The following is a 12,351-nucleotide window of genomic DNA, read 5'->3' as shown; positions in this document are numbered from 1 at the left end:
AAGTGCAACTGATCTTGATATAACACAGATCATATTAACATACAGGCATTATTCCCGTTATTGTCTAGCTAATCGATTAATTTCTGGAACAAATTCACAATTACTACGCCAAGGGTTGATGTCTAATCCACCACGTCGCGTATATCTTGCATAAACAGTTAATGTTTCTGGTGCACATAATTGCATGATATCGTGAAAAATTCGCTCAACACACTGTTCATGAAATTCATTGTGTTGTCTAAATGAAACTAAATAGCGCAGTAGTTTTTCACGATTAATCTTTTTCCCCTTATATTGAATAGCGACTGATCCCCAATCCGGTTGATTGGTAATAAGGCAATTTGATTTTAACAGATGGCTAACCAGAGTTTCTTCAACGAGTGTATCGGTTGTCGATTCGTTTAACCATTGCGTATCAAACTGATAATTATCAATTTCAATATCTTGTTCATCAATACACTCTCCAGCAAAATCAACAATAGGTTGTGATGTAAAATGCGAAAGTGGATAAATAGTCAGGTTAACGTTGCCTTTAGCACAAGTCGTTAAATCGTTAAGTAAGGTTTTTTCGACGGCATCCCAACTTTCAAAACGAGTTTGATTAAAACTGTTGAGATATAACTTAAAACTTTTCGATTCAATAAGATTTTCAGTGGTAGCATCTAATTCAACATGACCAATAGCAACTTGTGGTAAGCCTCTATTATTAAGCCATGAGAGCTCGTACATAGTCCAAATGTCACCACCATGAAAAGGTAAATTTTCAGCAGTTAAAGAGAGTGAATCTCGATTAAGGCTACGTGGCACACCTTGCAATAATCCAGCATCATATTGATCATGATATTGAGTCTCTTTGCCCAGAGATAATGCTTCAAGAGATTTATCACCTTGATATAAAGACATAATTTACATCCTAACTTTAGCTGAAAATAAAAGAAGGTTAATTATACTATTGAAACATCAATAGTATATGAATGCTTTATGTTTGATGCTCTGAATTAGTGACATAATCAGGTAACATAAAGGGAACTCTTATTTTAATAGATAAAACAGATAATCATGACTGAAAATATCTCCTCTGAATTAAAAGCCTTTACGCAAAAATATGTTGATTTGTGGCAAGAAAAATCAGGCTTACCTCCTGCAAGTGAAGATCTTTATGGTGTTCCTTCTATTTGTATATCAAGAACGGGCGATGAAGTTGTTTACTGGTTACCGCAACCTTTTATAGGAACGGATAAACTAGAAAAAGTTGAAAAAGCGATGGGGATTATTATTCGTCCTGAATTGCACGATTACTTTACTACTCAGTATGCGGGTGATATGCAGGTTCGGTTTAGAGAGATAGACTTCAGCTTGATCCAAGTGTGGAGTGAAGAGGATTTTATTCGCTTACAAGAAAACATTATTGGACATTTGGTCACTCAAAAACGTTTAAAACTCACCCCTACATTATTTATTGGTACCACAGATTCGGAAAATGAAATCATTTCTGTGTGCAATGTTTCTGGTGAAGTCATTCTTGAAACTTTTGGTCAAAAGAAAAGAGAAGTTTTAGCTGAAAATTTATCTCTTTTTCTATCAGAATTAATCGCCGTATATAATGAGTGACGTAGTCTATAACCCCTTTTTTTTGTGAGATATATCTTACAAAAAAAACGTATGTTTTTTTATCAAAAAACGTCATCGATAAAAATATGATTGGTTTATTTAGGTAGAACAATAAGTTATTAACCTATTGATTTTATTTATAGTTCTGGCTATTTAATTGCTTTTGTTTTGTGGGTTGTTTAACTAATCAATTATTGGCATTCTACATCCACCAACTAAGGGACTGTTTGGTGACCGATAAAATGTAGAGTAATCAAGGACACAGGAAATAGGATATTTCCATTAATGTGGATACGGATTTAATCACAAGGATAGATAAAGACGGTCTTGCTTGGACGCATGTGTTGTACAGACAACTATTTTTCTTGTCTAAAAGGAGTTTCGGCTCCTTTTATTTTTTTATTTGTTTTCTGCTATTCCATCCCAATGTTATCCTTATTCGTAAGTTTTATATAAGGGATAAATGATGACATTAGAACAACGCATTTTAGCGAAATTGCTCTTGATTGAAGAAGAGATGAAGAACATTGAGCTATGGCAATTAGAATCTCCTACTGAACAAGCATTTGAAAGTGTTGAGCCTTTCTGTATTGATACAATGAGTGCTCATGAATGGTTACAGTGGGTATTAATTCCACGATTGTCATCAATGATTGAAAATGAGATGCCATTACCTAATACATTTGCAATCGCACCTTATTATGAAGAAGCATTTAAAGAAGATAAGTGCCGAGATGTGACTGATTTACTCAATCATTTGCGTGAACTTGACGCAATGTTTAAATCATAAGGTCAATAATGCTAGATATTATTTATCAAGATGAGCATCTTGTTGCGGTGAACAAACCTGCGGGTTGGCTTGTTCACCGCAGTTGGTTAGATAGACATGAAACCGTGTTTGTCATGCAAACACTAAGAGATCAAATAGGGCAACATGTTTTCCCTGTGCATCGTCTAGATAGACCCACATCAGGTGTTCTAGTCATGGCGCTTTCTTCGGATGTTGCTAGGGCGCTAGCTCAATCTTTTGAACAACATAAAACCGAAAAAATTTATCATGCTGTTGTTCGAGGATACGTTGAAGAAGCATTTGTTATTGATAGTCCTTTAGTCGAGGAACACGACAAAATTGCAGATAAATTTGCAACTCAACCTCCCAAAATTCAAGATTGTGTAACGCACTGCCAGCCATTAGGGACTGTTGAAAAAGAGGTGGCTATTGGGCGTTATCCTACATCTCGATTTAGTTTATTAGAACTACGTCCTGAGACGGGGCGCAAGCATCAATTACGTCGTCATATGTCTCATATTCGACACCCCATTATTGGTGATACCGCTCATGGTGATTTACGTCAAAACCGTGGTGTCGTAAATCATTTTCAATCTCATCGCTTGATGTTACATGCAAGTCATCTAAACTTAATTCATCCAATCACATTGCAACCGCTTAACTTAACAGCTAAATGGGATCTGCCTTGGCAACACCTTATTAATCAATTTGGTTGGCGTGGTTTAAGAGCTGAATTAGAGCAGCATGGTGAAGATTTAGCCCACCATTTTTAATTCCTTTCTTATTTCAATATTGCTTTCAATACGTGACTATCAAGATTTTTTTACTTAGGTCTTGATAGTTTGCGCAAATTTATAATCTAATATAACTATTTGTAAAATATATAATTCTATTAATTGATCTGATCACATGTTTGAAACGTGACAGCAATCATGTATTCATTAAGCGATTTATTTTATGATGTAAAATAAATAAGGCTTATCATTAGATAAGTTTATGAAATAAACCCACGCTACTTTAAATAAATAAAGACTTACAACATATAAAAACCCACATTCCGGGAGTCTGTTTGATGTTTAAAAACCTATTTGTTGTTTTACAAAAAATCGGAAAATCCTTGATGTTACCGGTATCTGTACTGCCTATTGCCGGTATTTTATTAGGGGTTGGTTCCGCTGATCTTTCATGGATCCCTTCCTCTGTTTCTCAAGTTATGGCAGAAGCAGGCGGTTCGGTTTTCTCTAATATGCCACTTATTTTTGCTATTGGTGTTGCTTTAGGTTTTACCAATAATGACGGGGTATCAGCACTGGCCTCTGTTGTGGCTTATGGCATTATGTCAAAAACTATGCTGGTAGTGGCACCTTGGGTATTAGGTTTATCACCTGATAGTGTTGAAATACAACGTTTAACTGATACTGGGGTACTCGGTGGGATCATTGCGGGTATTATTGCCGCATCAATGTTTAACCGCTTTTATCGTATTAAACTTCCTGAATATTTAGGTTTCTTTGCAGGTAAACGCTTTGTCCCTATTATTTCTGGTTTGATTGCGATTTTTGTGGGTATTCTTCTATCCTTTATTTGGCCACCTATCGGTACAGCTATCCAGCGTTTTTCTGAGTGGGCTGCGTATCAAAACCCTGCTGTTGCTTTTGGTATTTATGGTGTTGTAGAGCGTGCGTTAGTCCCATTTGGTTTACATCATATTTGGAACGTGCCGTTCCAAATGCAAGTGGGTGAATATGTAAATAGCGCAGGACAAGTATTCCACGGTGATATTCCACGCTATATGGCAGGTGATCCAACTGCTGGGATGTTATCTGGTGGCTTCTTATTTAAAATGTTCGGCTTACCTGCGGCTGCCATCGCTATTTGGCATACAGCACGTCCTGAGAATCGTGTAAAAGTGGGAGGCATCATGATTTCTGCAGCATTGACTGCCTTCTTAACAGGGATCACTGAACCTATCGAATTCTCATTTATGTTTGTCGCACCTATTCTTTATGTTATTCATGCTATTTTAGCGGGTTTAGCATTTGTTATTTGTATCTTGTTAGGTATGCGTGATGGAACAAGTTTCTCTCATGGTTTAATTGACTTTATCGTATTGAGTGGTAACAGCAGTAAACTGTATCTATTCCCAATTATTGGAATACTTTATGCGATAACTTATTATTCTATTTTCCGTTTCTTAATTGTGAAGCTAAACCTAAAAACGCCAGGCCGAGAAGTAGAAGATAAAAACGCGAAACAAGCTGATAAAAGTGCAATGGGACAATCTTTAGTCGCTGCGTTTGGTGGTAAAGATAATATTAGTAGCTTAGATGCTTGTATTACTCGTTTACGTATTGGCGTTAAAGAAATTGAAAAAGTCGATAGAGATGAACTGAAAAGACTCGGTGCCGCGGGTGTTGTGGTTGTTGGTTCAGGTATTCAAGCGATTTTTGGTCCTAAATCAGATAACTTAAAAACAGAGATGGATGAATATATTCGGTCTTTGAATTCTGGTGAGTGATAAATAATAGCCTTTAATTAAAAAAACACGCTTAAATTTATTATTGAGCGTGTTTTTTTATATCATAATATGTATGAATTAAACTCTTTTTTGAAATTATTATTTGCTATTCAATAGTATTATAGTTGTAATATTACAATTGAAGATGAGTAATAATAATGGAAGTATGTTTCGATAAGTTAGTCAGTTTTTTACCTGCAAATGATAAAAGAGAAAATGTAGCATTTTTACTATCTGAAAAAATAGCTAATTGTTCAAACTCATTATCTAATGATAGTTTTTTTATTTTAAAAAATAAAATGAGTAGCATTTATGTTGATAAGCATTTTCTCACTGAAATAAAAAGTGAATTAACTAATGTAATTAATGAATATATAAAAGATAACCCTCATCATTCAGATAAAATTAATAAAGCTAATAATAAATTAGGGGGTTTTTTTTTAGATAAAAAAATTGTAATTATCTTACAGTTGTAGACCTTAACTCATTAGATATTGTACAAAAATTTATTGATGCTATAATTAGTGAAACAGGCTCTTCTTCTCTGAAAAATAAAATTCTTAATAAAGATAATAATCCAGCTATTAATTTATTTTTTGAGAAGGGTTTTTTGTGTAGATTTGAGAGGAAATCTATTAGTAAGTTAATTAAAGAGATAAAAAATAAAATAATAGAGTTAAATCCAGGGGGTAGCCTACCTTTTAGAGTAGATGATAAAAAATATATACTTGTTAAACTAGGTAATGTAGAAGCTGCTAATAATATTGAAACCCATACTAATAAAGTTGATAATCTATTAAATGAAGAAAATAATAAAATTGAGCTTGCTAAATTTGAAATATTATTTAATTTTCTTAATAAAAATATTCTTGAATTATATAATATAATAAATAAATTTAATAAATATCGTGAATATGTAAGACTTAATGATATCTTTAATTTCACTAAAGATGGTGAGGGTATTCATACAACACTTGATGATAAATTCATACAAGATTGCGCTGCTTGTTATCATGAATTTAATGAAACATCCAAGGATCTTGATTTGTTTTATCAAGATTATATAAAACAAACGAAAAAAAAGGATAAATTAGAACAAAGTGATCTCAATGACCTATTGAAAAAGATCAAAAAAATAGAATCTAATACGGAGTCTTTAAAGATAAAACTAGAATCGCTTAAACCTTTTTCTGATGACTGTGATCGATATGAAAATGAAATAAAAAATGTGGCTTCTTATCTTATTATAAAAGGAAAAAACAACGTTTTTTCTTCGATTACATCAATGGAAGAGAAAACAAATGAATATAAAAAAATATTATCTGATTGTATTAAAAGAAAAGAAACGAGTATTTTATCTAGAGTATATAAATGGATATTTCCTAAAAAACATGCTAATGCAATAGGATTGTTAAATAAACATCTTGATAAAATTAAAAAAATATCATCTTATCTTAGTGGTGATGATATTAAGAAAAATGATATTTTTTTAAAAAATGAAATTATTGAAATTGTAACTGCTACATTATCTGAAATGGAAATTCCTAGAACTTTATTAAGTTATTTATATGGTGAAAATAGAAAATGGGATAACGTTAAACGTTCTCTATTTAATTAGTTGATAATTTAATTTTCTTGAGTACAAAGAGGAATTCTTATATGTTAAATCCAAAAATATTTGATTTTTTCACAATATAATTTGGATAAAACATTATGGCTAAAATCGGCATTTTTGTGGGAACTGTTTACGGCAATGCATTAGCAGTTGCTGAAGAAGCTCAACGTATTTTGCTTGAACATAAACATCAAGCCAATATTTATGAAGAAGGCACACTTGTAGATTGGGAAAAATATTCGACAGTGCTTGTAATAACGTCAAGTACTGGACAAGGTGATTTACCTGATACTCTTGCACCTCTATTTCATGAATTGCGCGATAATGTAGGATATCAGCCAAATCTAAGTTATGGCTTGATTGCCTTAGGTGATAGTAGTTATGACTATTTTTGTGGTGCGGGGATGAAATTTGATGAGTTGTTACAAGAGCACCAAGCAAAGCGTATCGGCGAAATATTAAAAATAGACGGCATGGATGTTGCTGAGCCAGAAGTATTTGCAATAGATTGGCTTGAAAACTGGGTTGGCCTATTAGATTAAGTAGAAAATAATCTGATCTTTAATTGGTTAATAAATAATGAACCCTATTTTGTATTTTAAAACACCGCTTATTTCTGTTTTATACAGTAACTAAGCGGTGTTTTTTATAAAATTGACAGATATAACAGCTAAAATGCCTTGTTATTAACGACGAGTCAGTTTTTCTAAATCAGCTTCAATTTCAGCAATTTTATTTGCGACAACGTGTTCAAGATGGCGCAAGTCGTCCAGGATTTTATGTTTTAAATCGACTTCGACTTGGTCTTGTTGACAAATTTGATCTAATTCTTCAATGACATAACGTAAGTTAGTATTGATTTCATTGACTTCTTTAAAACCTTGTCCTGATTGACTATCAGAAATCGTTTTACGTTGGCGTGGATATTTAAATTTTACGCTTTTTGCAAAGAATTCACCTTTATCTTTGCGAAAATAGATTTTTAAAATATCGTTGTTAGCTTCTTGGCGTAGGGTATAGCGGTCAATATCTTCAGGATGCGGGATCCCTAAATTTTTTAAATTATCGTACATATATTGGCACCTGATAGAAAGATGAGTGAAAGAATAGCGAACAGAATTAATTCTATCCGCTGTTCTTATATTAGTCGATAGTTCTTAACAATTCATTAATACCCACTTTTCCACGCGTTTTGGCGTCAACTTTTTTCACTATCACGGCGCAGTAAAGACTGTAGCTTCCATCTTTAGAAGGTAAATTGCCTGACACAACAACAGACCCAGCAGGGACTCGGCCATAATGTACTTCGCCGGTTTCTCTGTCGTAAATCTTGGTACTTTGCCCAATATAGACGCCCATTGAAATAACGGCACCTTCTTCGACAATAACCCCCTCAACAATTTCAGAGCGAGCACCAATAAAGCAGTTATCTTCAATAATGGTTGGGTTTGCTTGCAGTGGTTCTAAAACACCGCCGATACCAACCCCCCCCGAGAGATGGACATTTTTCCCGATCTGAGCACACGAACCTACGGTTGCCCATGTATCAACCATGCTACCTTCATCGACGTAAGCACCAATGTTGACATAAGATGGCATTAAAACAGTGTTGCGAGCGATGTAAGCGCCTTGTCTAACCGCTGCGGGAGGAACAACACGAAAACCTTCTTTTTCAAAACGTGCTTGATCATAATCAGCGAATTTCATCGGCACTTTGTCAAAATAACGACTTTCACTACCCTCAATGACTTGATTATGGTTGATGCGAAAAGAGAGCAGAACCGCTTTTTTTAACCATTGATGAGTCACCCACTGACCGTCAATTTTTTCTGCGACCCGCAGTTTTCCGCTGTCTAGCAGTGCAATAACGCTATTAATCGCATCACGAATATGAGGCTCAACGTTGTTTGGAGTGATATCAGCACGATGTTCAAAGGCGTTATCAATAATAGATTGTAATGCTTGCATCAATAGTATTTCCTATATGTATTGTCGTGGGTTCCTATATTTTATCCTTTGAAACTAGGGCTTTTGTCAACCTTTCTACGACTTCATCCTTCATTTTTTGGTTTAATGCCTTATTTTCGCTATCAGTTAATACGAAGAAATCCTCAACACGTTCGCCTATTGTGGTTATTCTTGCACCATGTAATGAAAGTGAAAGATCAGCAAAAACTTTACCAATAATTGCTAATAATCCTGGACGATCTCGTGCAAATAGTTCCATATAGGTGCGCTTATTATGGTTAGACGCGATAAAGTTAATTTTTGTCGGAACGTCAAAATGGCGCAATTTGGCAGGTAATGAGCGTGTTTTTGCATTGGTGTTATAAGGTGCGGATACAACTTGGATCAAGGCGTTGCGGATTGCATTGTATCTATCAATTGCCAAAGGTTTACCATTCGGCTCTAACACAATAAAGGTATCCATCGCCATATTATCGCGGTTAGTAAAAATTTGAGCGTTATGGATACTTAAATTGCGTCTATCTAATTCACCAGCAACAGAGGCAAAAAGGGAAGGTCTATCCGCACACCAAATAAAGATTTCAGTGCCACCATGTTCAGTTTGTTGGCTGATTAACACCATAGGATCTGCGCTATTATGCTCAATTAATGCAAGTGCATGCCATGCAATTTGTTCGGGTGTGTGCCGTAAAAAATAGTCAGCATGACAACGTCCCCAAATTGCTTGCAATTTATCTTCATCAATCTGTTCCATGCGTAAAATAGTTAGCGCTTGCAAACGATGGTGGCGAATACGTTCACGTAAATCGGGAATAGAGTGCATTCCTTGGCGTAATTGTGTTTCAGTTGAGAGAAATAATTCACGTAGTAGGCTCTGTTTCCAGCTATTCCATAGCGTGTTATTGGTTGCACAAATATCCGCAACGGTTAAACACAAAAGATAGCGTAATCGGCTTTCATTTTTTACTTCTGATGCAAACTGAAAAATAATGTCAGGATCTTGAATGTCCCGTCGTTGCGCTGTAACAGACATAAGTAAGTGATGACTAACAAGCCATTCAACCAATGCAGATTCTCTCTGATTTAAACCATGTTGTTGTGCAAAAATCGCCACATCTTGTGCGCCAAGCTCCGAGTGATCACCATGACGTCCTTTCGCAATATCATGAAAAAGTGCAGCTAAACGTAATAATTCAAGTTGTGGGAGTTTTGGGTAAATATCAACACAAAGAGGGTGTTTTTCACGGTTCTCTGGGTGGCTAAAGCTTTCAAGTTTTTGTAAAACACGAATGGTATGTTCATCAACAGTATAGGCATGGAATAAATCAAACTGCATTTGGCCGACAATATTATTCCATTGCGGGAAATAAGCCGCGAGTACACTGTGTTTATGCATTGGAACAAATGCACCAGAAACCGCACGAGGATGGCGTAATATCTGCATAAAAACTTGACGTGCAAGTGGGTACTCACATAAAGGCTGAACTAAATGCCGGCGAGCATAACGTAAATGGCGAAGGGTTGTTGAATAAATGCCTGTGATCTCTTTATGCTCAGCCATACGTAAAAAGAGGCGCATAATAGCGATAGGATCGTCAAGGAAGCAACTGTCATCAACAACATCAATTAAAGAGCCTCTCAGTTGAAATTCATTGTCCAAAAGACGTGGTTTTACATTAGGTTGCAGAGCAAGAATAGCTTCGTCAAATAGCTGAAGTAACATATTATTTAACTCACTGACACGACGAGTTACGCGATAATAATCTTTCATCATTTTTTCAACGGGCTGATTGCCTTCACCTTCATAATTTAAAAGTTGAGCAACATTGAGTTGTCTATCAAACAACAGGCGATTGTCATAGCGAGAAAGCACAAGATGAAGAGCAAAACGAATTTTCCATAGCGTGTATTGGCATTCTAATAGCTCTTGTCCTTCAGCTGGCGTTAAAAAGCCAAAGTTGACCATTTCAGAAACTGATGTAGCACCAAAGTGGCGATGTGCGACCCAAATGAGAGTATGGATATCGCGTAGTCCACCAGGGCTACTTTTGATATCAGGTTCTAGGTTATAACTCGTGCTATGGTATCGCTGATGTCTCTGTTTTTGTTCTTCAACTTTTGCAGCAAAAAAATCAGGTGATGGCCAAAATCCTTGGCTAAAAATATGGTTAATTAATTTCTGATAAAGGGGATCGTTTCCACAAATGAGGCGTGCTTCTAGTAAGTTTGTTGCAACGGTTAAGTCTGAAAGGCCTTCTAAAAGACATTCCTCCATTGTTCTTACACTGGCACCAATTTCAAGGCGTACATCCCACAGTAATGTGATGAGTTTGCTGACTTTATCTTCTGCTTCTGCAGATAAAGGTGTTTCACTTAAAAAGAGAAGGTCAATATCAGAAAGCGGGTGCAACTCTTGTCTACCATAACCACCGACAGCAATGATACTAAGATCTGGATAATCCGACAGTTGTGTATAGCGCCATAATTGCGTTAAGAGTTGGTCAATAAAATGGCTACGGGCTTGAAGTAATAACGCGACATCAACATCATGATGAAAGGCATCTGTTAACCAAGACTGAAATTGTTCGATTGATTGCTTAAGTTCAGTACAATTTAGGGTATTTTCAGTCAGCAAAAAAGGGGAAGGGGGCGGTGTTTTAAATGCATTTTTATTCGTCATTATTCGTCTTCTTTCTCAATGTTTGCTTATGATATTAAGACTAATGTTAAAACGATAACCTGACTAGTCATTCTGCTGTTTCGTAGCAAATAAAATAAAAAAAGCGACATACCTTGAAAAAATATGTCGCTTTTACATTTTTCGCTAAAGATGCTTATTCGTTGACCAATACGGCAGAAATAAACGGTTCTTCTTCTTTACGTAATGTCATGATTTCACAGCCATTATCGGTAACAACTAATGTATGTTCGTATTGTGCAGACCAACCTCTGTCTTTCGTTTTAACAGTCCAGCCATCTTTCATTGTACGAATACGGTAATCACCTGTGTTTACCATTGGTTCGATGGTGAATGCCATGCCTTTTTGTAACACAACACCGCTATCATCTGCATCGTAGTGTAGAACTTGAGGTTCTTCATGGAATCCTTCACCAATACCATGACCGCAATATTCACGAACAACAGAATAGTCATGGGCTTCAACAAATTTTTGAATGGCTTTACCAAGTTCACGTAAGCGAATACCCGGTTTAACCATTTTAATAGCAAGGTAGAGGCTTTCTTGAGTGATACGACATAAGCGTTCACCTTGTATTGTTGGTTTACCTACGATAAACATTTTTGAGGTGTCGCCATGAAAACCCTCTTTAATAACAGTGACATCAATATTAACGATATCACCATCTTTAAGGATTTTTTCTTCACTAGGAATGCCGTGGCAAATAACATCGTTAACCGAAATACAGACTGATTTAGGGAAACCATGATAGTTAAGACAAGCAGGAATAGCCTGTTGTTCGTTAACAATATGTTCATGACAAATACGGTCTAATTCAGCGGTGTTTATGCCAGGTTTTACGAACGGTGCGATAATTTCAAGAACTTCTGCCGCAAGACGACCTGCGACGCGCATTTTTTGAATATCTTCTTCTGTCTTGATTACAATAGCCATTTGAGTTCTTCGTCTAGATTAAAAGCCACAATACGAACTAGATAATATGCTTTGTTGTATTCATATTTTGTATTGCAGGCTAAATGAATGATGATAAGAAATAATTCTGATTACCATTTATGATATCAGCAGAAAGTAGATGTGCCAATAAAGAGGATGTGTGTAATCTGTCTGATATCGAGGATTAATGACGAACATTACGCCTTCTTAATCTCAT

General features: G+C 35.6%; 12 protein-coding genes. 7 read left to right on the top strand and 5 right to left on the bottom strand.

Annotation, left to right across the window (positions count from 1 at the left end):
- Positions 1 to 57: 57 nt before the first annotated feature.
- Entirely contained in the window at positions 58 to 903 is an 846-nt protein-coding gene (gene queF / locus SB028_RS15695) for an NADPH-dependent 7-cyano-7-deazaguanine reductase QueF (RefSeq protein WP_069367235.1), read from the bottom strand.
- A gap of 156 nt (positions 904 to 1,059) precedes the next feature.
- On the opposite strand from queF, the gene syd reads away from it, so the two are divergent.
- The 7 genes from syd to SB028_RS15660 all read left to right on the top strand — a co-directional run bounded on the left by syd (position 1,060) and on the right by SB028_RS15660 (position 7,076).
- The gene (gene syd / locus SB028_RS15690) at positions 1,060 to 1,611 is read left to right on the top strand and encodes a SecY-interacting protein (protein ID WP_069367236.1); all 552 of its coding nucleotides are present in this window, start codon (positions 1,060 to 1,062) and stop codon (positions 1,609 to 1,611) included.
- A gap of 466 nt (positions 1,612 to 2,077) precedes the next feature.
- Positions 2,078 to 2,401: a YqcC family protein gene (locus SB028_RS15685; RefSeq protein ID WP_069367237.1), complete on the top strand. Its 324-nt coding sequence runs from the start codon at positions 2,078 to 2,080 to the stop codon at positions 2,399 to 2,401.
- Between the two features lie 8 nt (positions 2,402 to 2,409).
- Complete coding sequence (gene truC / locus SB028_RS15680) at positions 2,410 to 3,174, top strand: tRNA pseudouridine(65) synthase TruC (protein WP_069367238.1); 765 nt, start codon at positions 2,410 to 2,412, stop codon at positions 3,172 to 3,174.
- A gap of 299 nt (positions 3,175 to 3,473) precedes the next feature.
- Positions 3,474 to 4,919, top strand: a complete 1,446-nt coding sequence (gene ptsG / locus SB028_RS15675; protein ID WP_069367239.1) for a PTS glucose transporter subunit IIBC — start codon at positions 3,474 to 3,476, stop codon at positions 4,917 to 4,919.
- 158 nt (positions 4,920 to 5,077) lie between these two features.
- On the top strand, positions 5,078 to 5,395 hold the full coding sequence (locus SB028_RS15670) for a hypothetical protein (protein WP_318859662.1): 318 nt from the start codon (positions 5,078 to 5,080) through the stop codon (positions 5,393 to 5,395).
- Positions 5,396 to 5,529: 134 nt separating this feature from the next.
- Positions 5,530 to 6,537 carry a hypothetical protein gene (locus SB028_RS15665; protein WP_069367241.1) on the top strand — a complete coding sequence of 336 codons (1,008 nt, stop codon included), beginning with the start codon at positions 5,530 to 5,532 and terminating at the stop codon, positions 6,535 to 6,537.
- 95 nt (positions 6,538 to 6,632) lie between these two features.
- On the top strand, positions 6,633 to 7,076 hold the full coding sequence (locus SB028_RS15660; RefSeq protein ID WP_069367242.1) for a flavodoxin: 444 nt from the start codon (positions 6,633 to 6,635) through the stop codon (positions 7,074 to 7,076).
- A gap of 144 nt (positions 7,077 to 7,220) precedes the next feature.
- On the opposite strand, the gene SB028_RS15655 is transcribed toward SB028_RS15660, so the two are convergent.
- The 4 genes from SB028_RS15655 to map all read right to left on the bottom strand — a co-directional run bounded on the left by SB028_RS15655 (position 7,221) and on the right by map (position 12,134).
- Positions 7,221 to 7,607 carry a DUF3461 family protein gene (locus SB028_RS15655; protein WP_069367243.1) on the bottom strand — a complete coding sequence of 129 codons (387 nt, stop codon included), beginning with the start codon at positions 7,605 to 7,607 and terminating at the stop codon, positions 7,221 to 7,223.
- A 70-nt stretch (positions 7,608 to 7,677) separates the two neighbouring features.
- A complete protein-coding gene (gene dapD, locus SB028_RS15650) occupies positions 7,678 to 8,502 on the bottom strand; it encodes a 2,3,4,5-tetrahydropyridine-2,6-dicarboxylate N-succinyltransferase (protein ID WP_069367244.1) in 825 nt (274 codons plus the stop codon).
- A 34-nt stretch (positions 8,503 to 8,536) separates the two neighbouring features.
- Complete coding sequence (gene glnD / locus SB028_RS15645) at positions 8,537 to 11,182, bottom strand: bifunctional uridylyltransferase/uridylyl-removing protein GlnD (RefSeq protein ID WP_069367245.1); 2,646 nt, start codon at positions 11,180 to 11,182, stop codon at positions 8,537 to 8,539.
- Positions 11,183 to 11,336: 154 nt separating this feature from the next.
- Positions 11,337 to 12,134, bottom strand: coding sequence for a type I methionyl aminopeptidase (gene map / locus SB028_RS15640; RefSeq protein WP_069367246.1), 798 nt, complete (start codon positions 12,132 to 12,134; stop codon positions 11,337 to 11,339).
- Between the last annotated feature and the right edge of the window lie 217 nt (positions 12,135 to 12,351).

The organism is Proteus vulgaris (assembly GCF_033708015.1).
Lineage (GTDB): Bacteria > Pseudomonadota > Gammaproteobacteria > Enterobacterales > Enterobacteriaceae > Proteus.
The sequence above is the reverse complement of the archived record's forward strand: the minus strand, read 5'-3'. Positions and strand labels throughout refer to the sequence as shown.

Bases quoted from the DNA above. Each gene is read 5' to 3' on its own strand.
- truC (WP_069367238.1), top strand. From the start codon at position 2,410: ATGCTAGATATTATTTATCAAGATGAGCATCTTGTTGCGGTGAACAAA.
- queF (WP_069367235.1), bottom strand. From the start codon at position 903: ATGTCTTTATATCAAGGTGATAAATCTCTTGAAGCATTATCTCTGGGC.
- SB028_RS15685 (WP_069367237.1), top strand. From the start codon at position 2,078: ATGACATTAGAACAACGCATTTTAGCGAAATTGCTCTTGATTGAAGAA.
- map (WP_069367246.1), bottom strand. From the start codon at position 12,134: ATGGCTATTGTAATCAAGACAGAAGAAGATATTCAAAAAATGCGCGTC.
- SB028_RS15655 (WP_069367243.1), bottom strand. From the start codon at position 7,607: ATGTACGATAATTTAAAAAATTTAGGGATCCCGCATCCTGAAGATATT.
- SB028_RS15670 (WP_318859662.1), top strand. From the start codon at position 5,078: ATGGAAGTATGTTTCGATAAGTTAGTCAGTTTTTTACCTGCAAATGAT.
- dapD (WP_069367244.1), bottom strand. From the start codon at position 8,502: ATGCAAGCATTACAATCTATTATTGATAACGCCTTTGAACATCGTGCT.
- glnD (WP_069367245.1), bottom strand. From the start codon at position 11,182: ATGACGAATAAAAATGCATTTAAAACACCGCCCCCTTCCCCTTTTTTG.
- syd (WP_069367236.1), top strand. From the start codon at position 1,060: ATGACTGAAAATATCTCCTCTGAATTAAAAGCCTTTACGCAAAAATAT.
- ptsG (WP_069367239.1), top strand. From the start codon at position 3,474: ATGTTTAAAAACCTATTTGTTGTTTTACAAAAAATCGGAAAATCCTTG.
- SB028_RS15660 (WP_069367242.1), top strand. From the start codon at position 6,633: ATGGCTAAAATCGGCATTTTTGTGGGAACTGTTTACGGCAATGCATTA.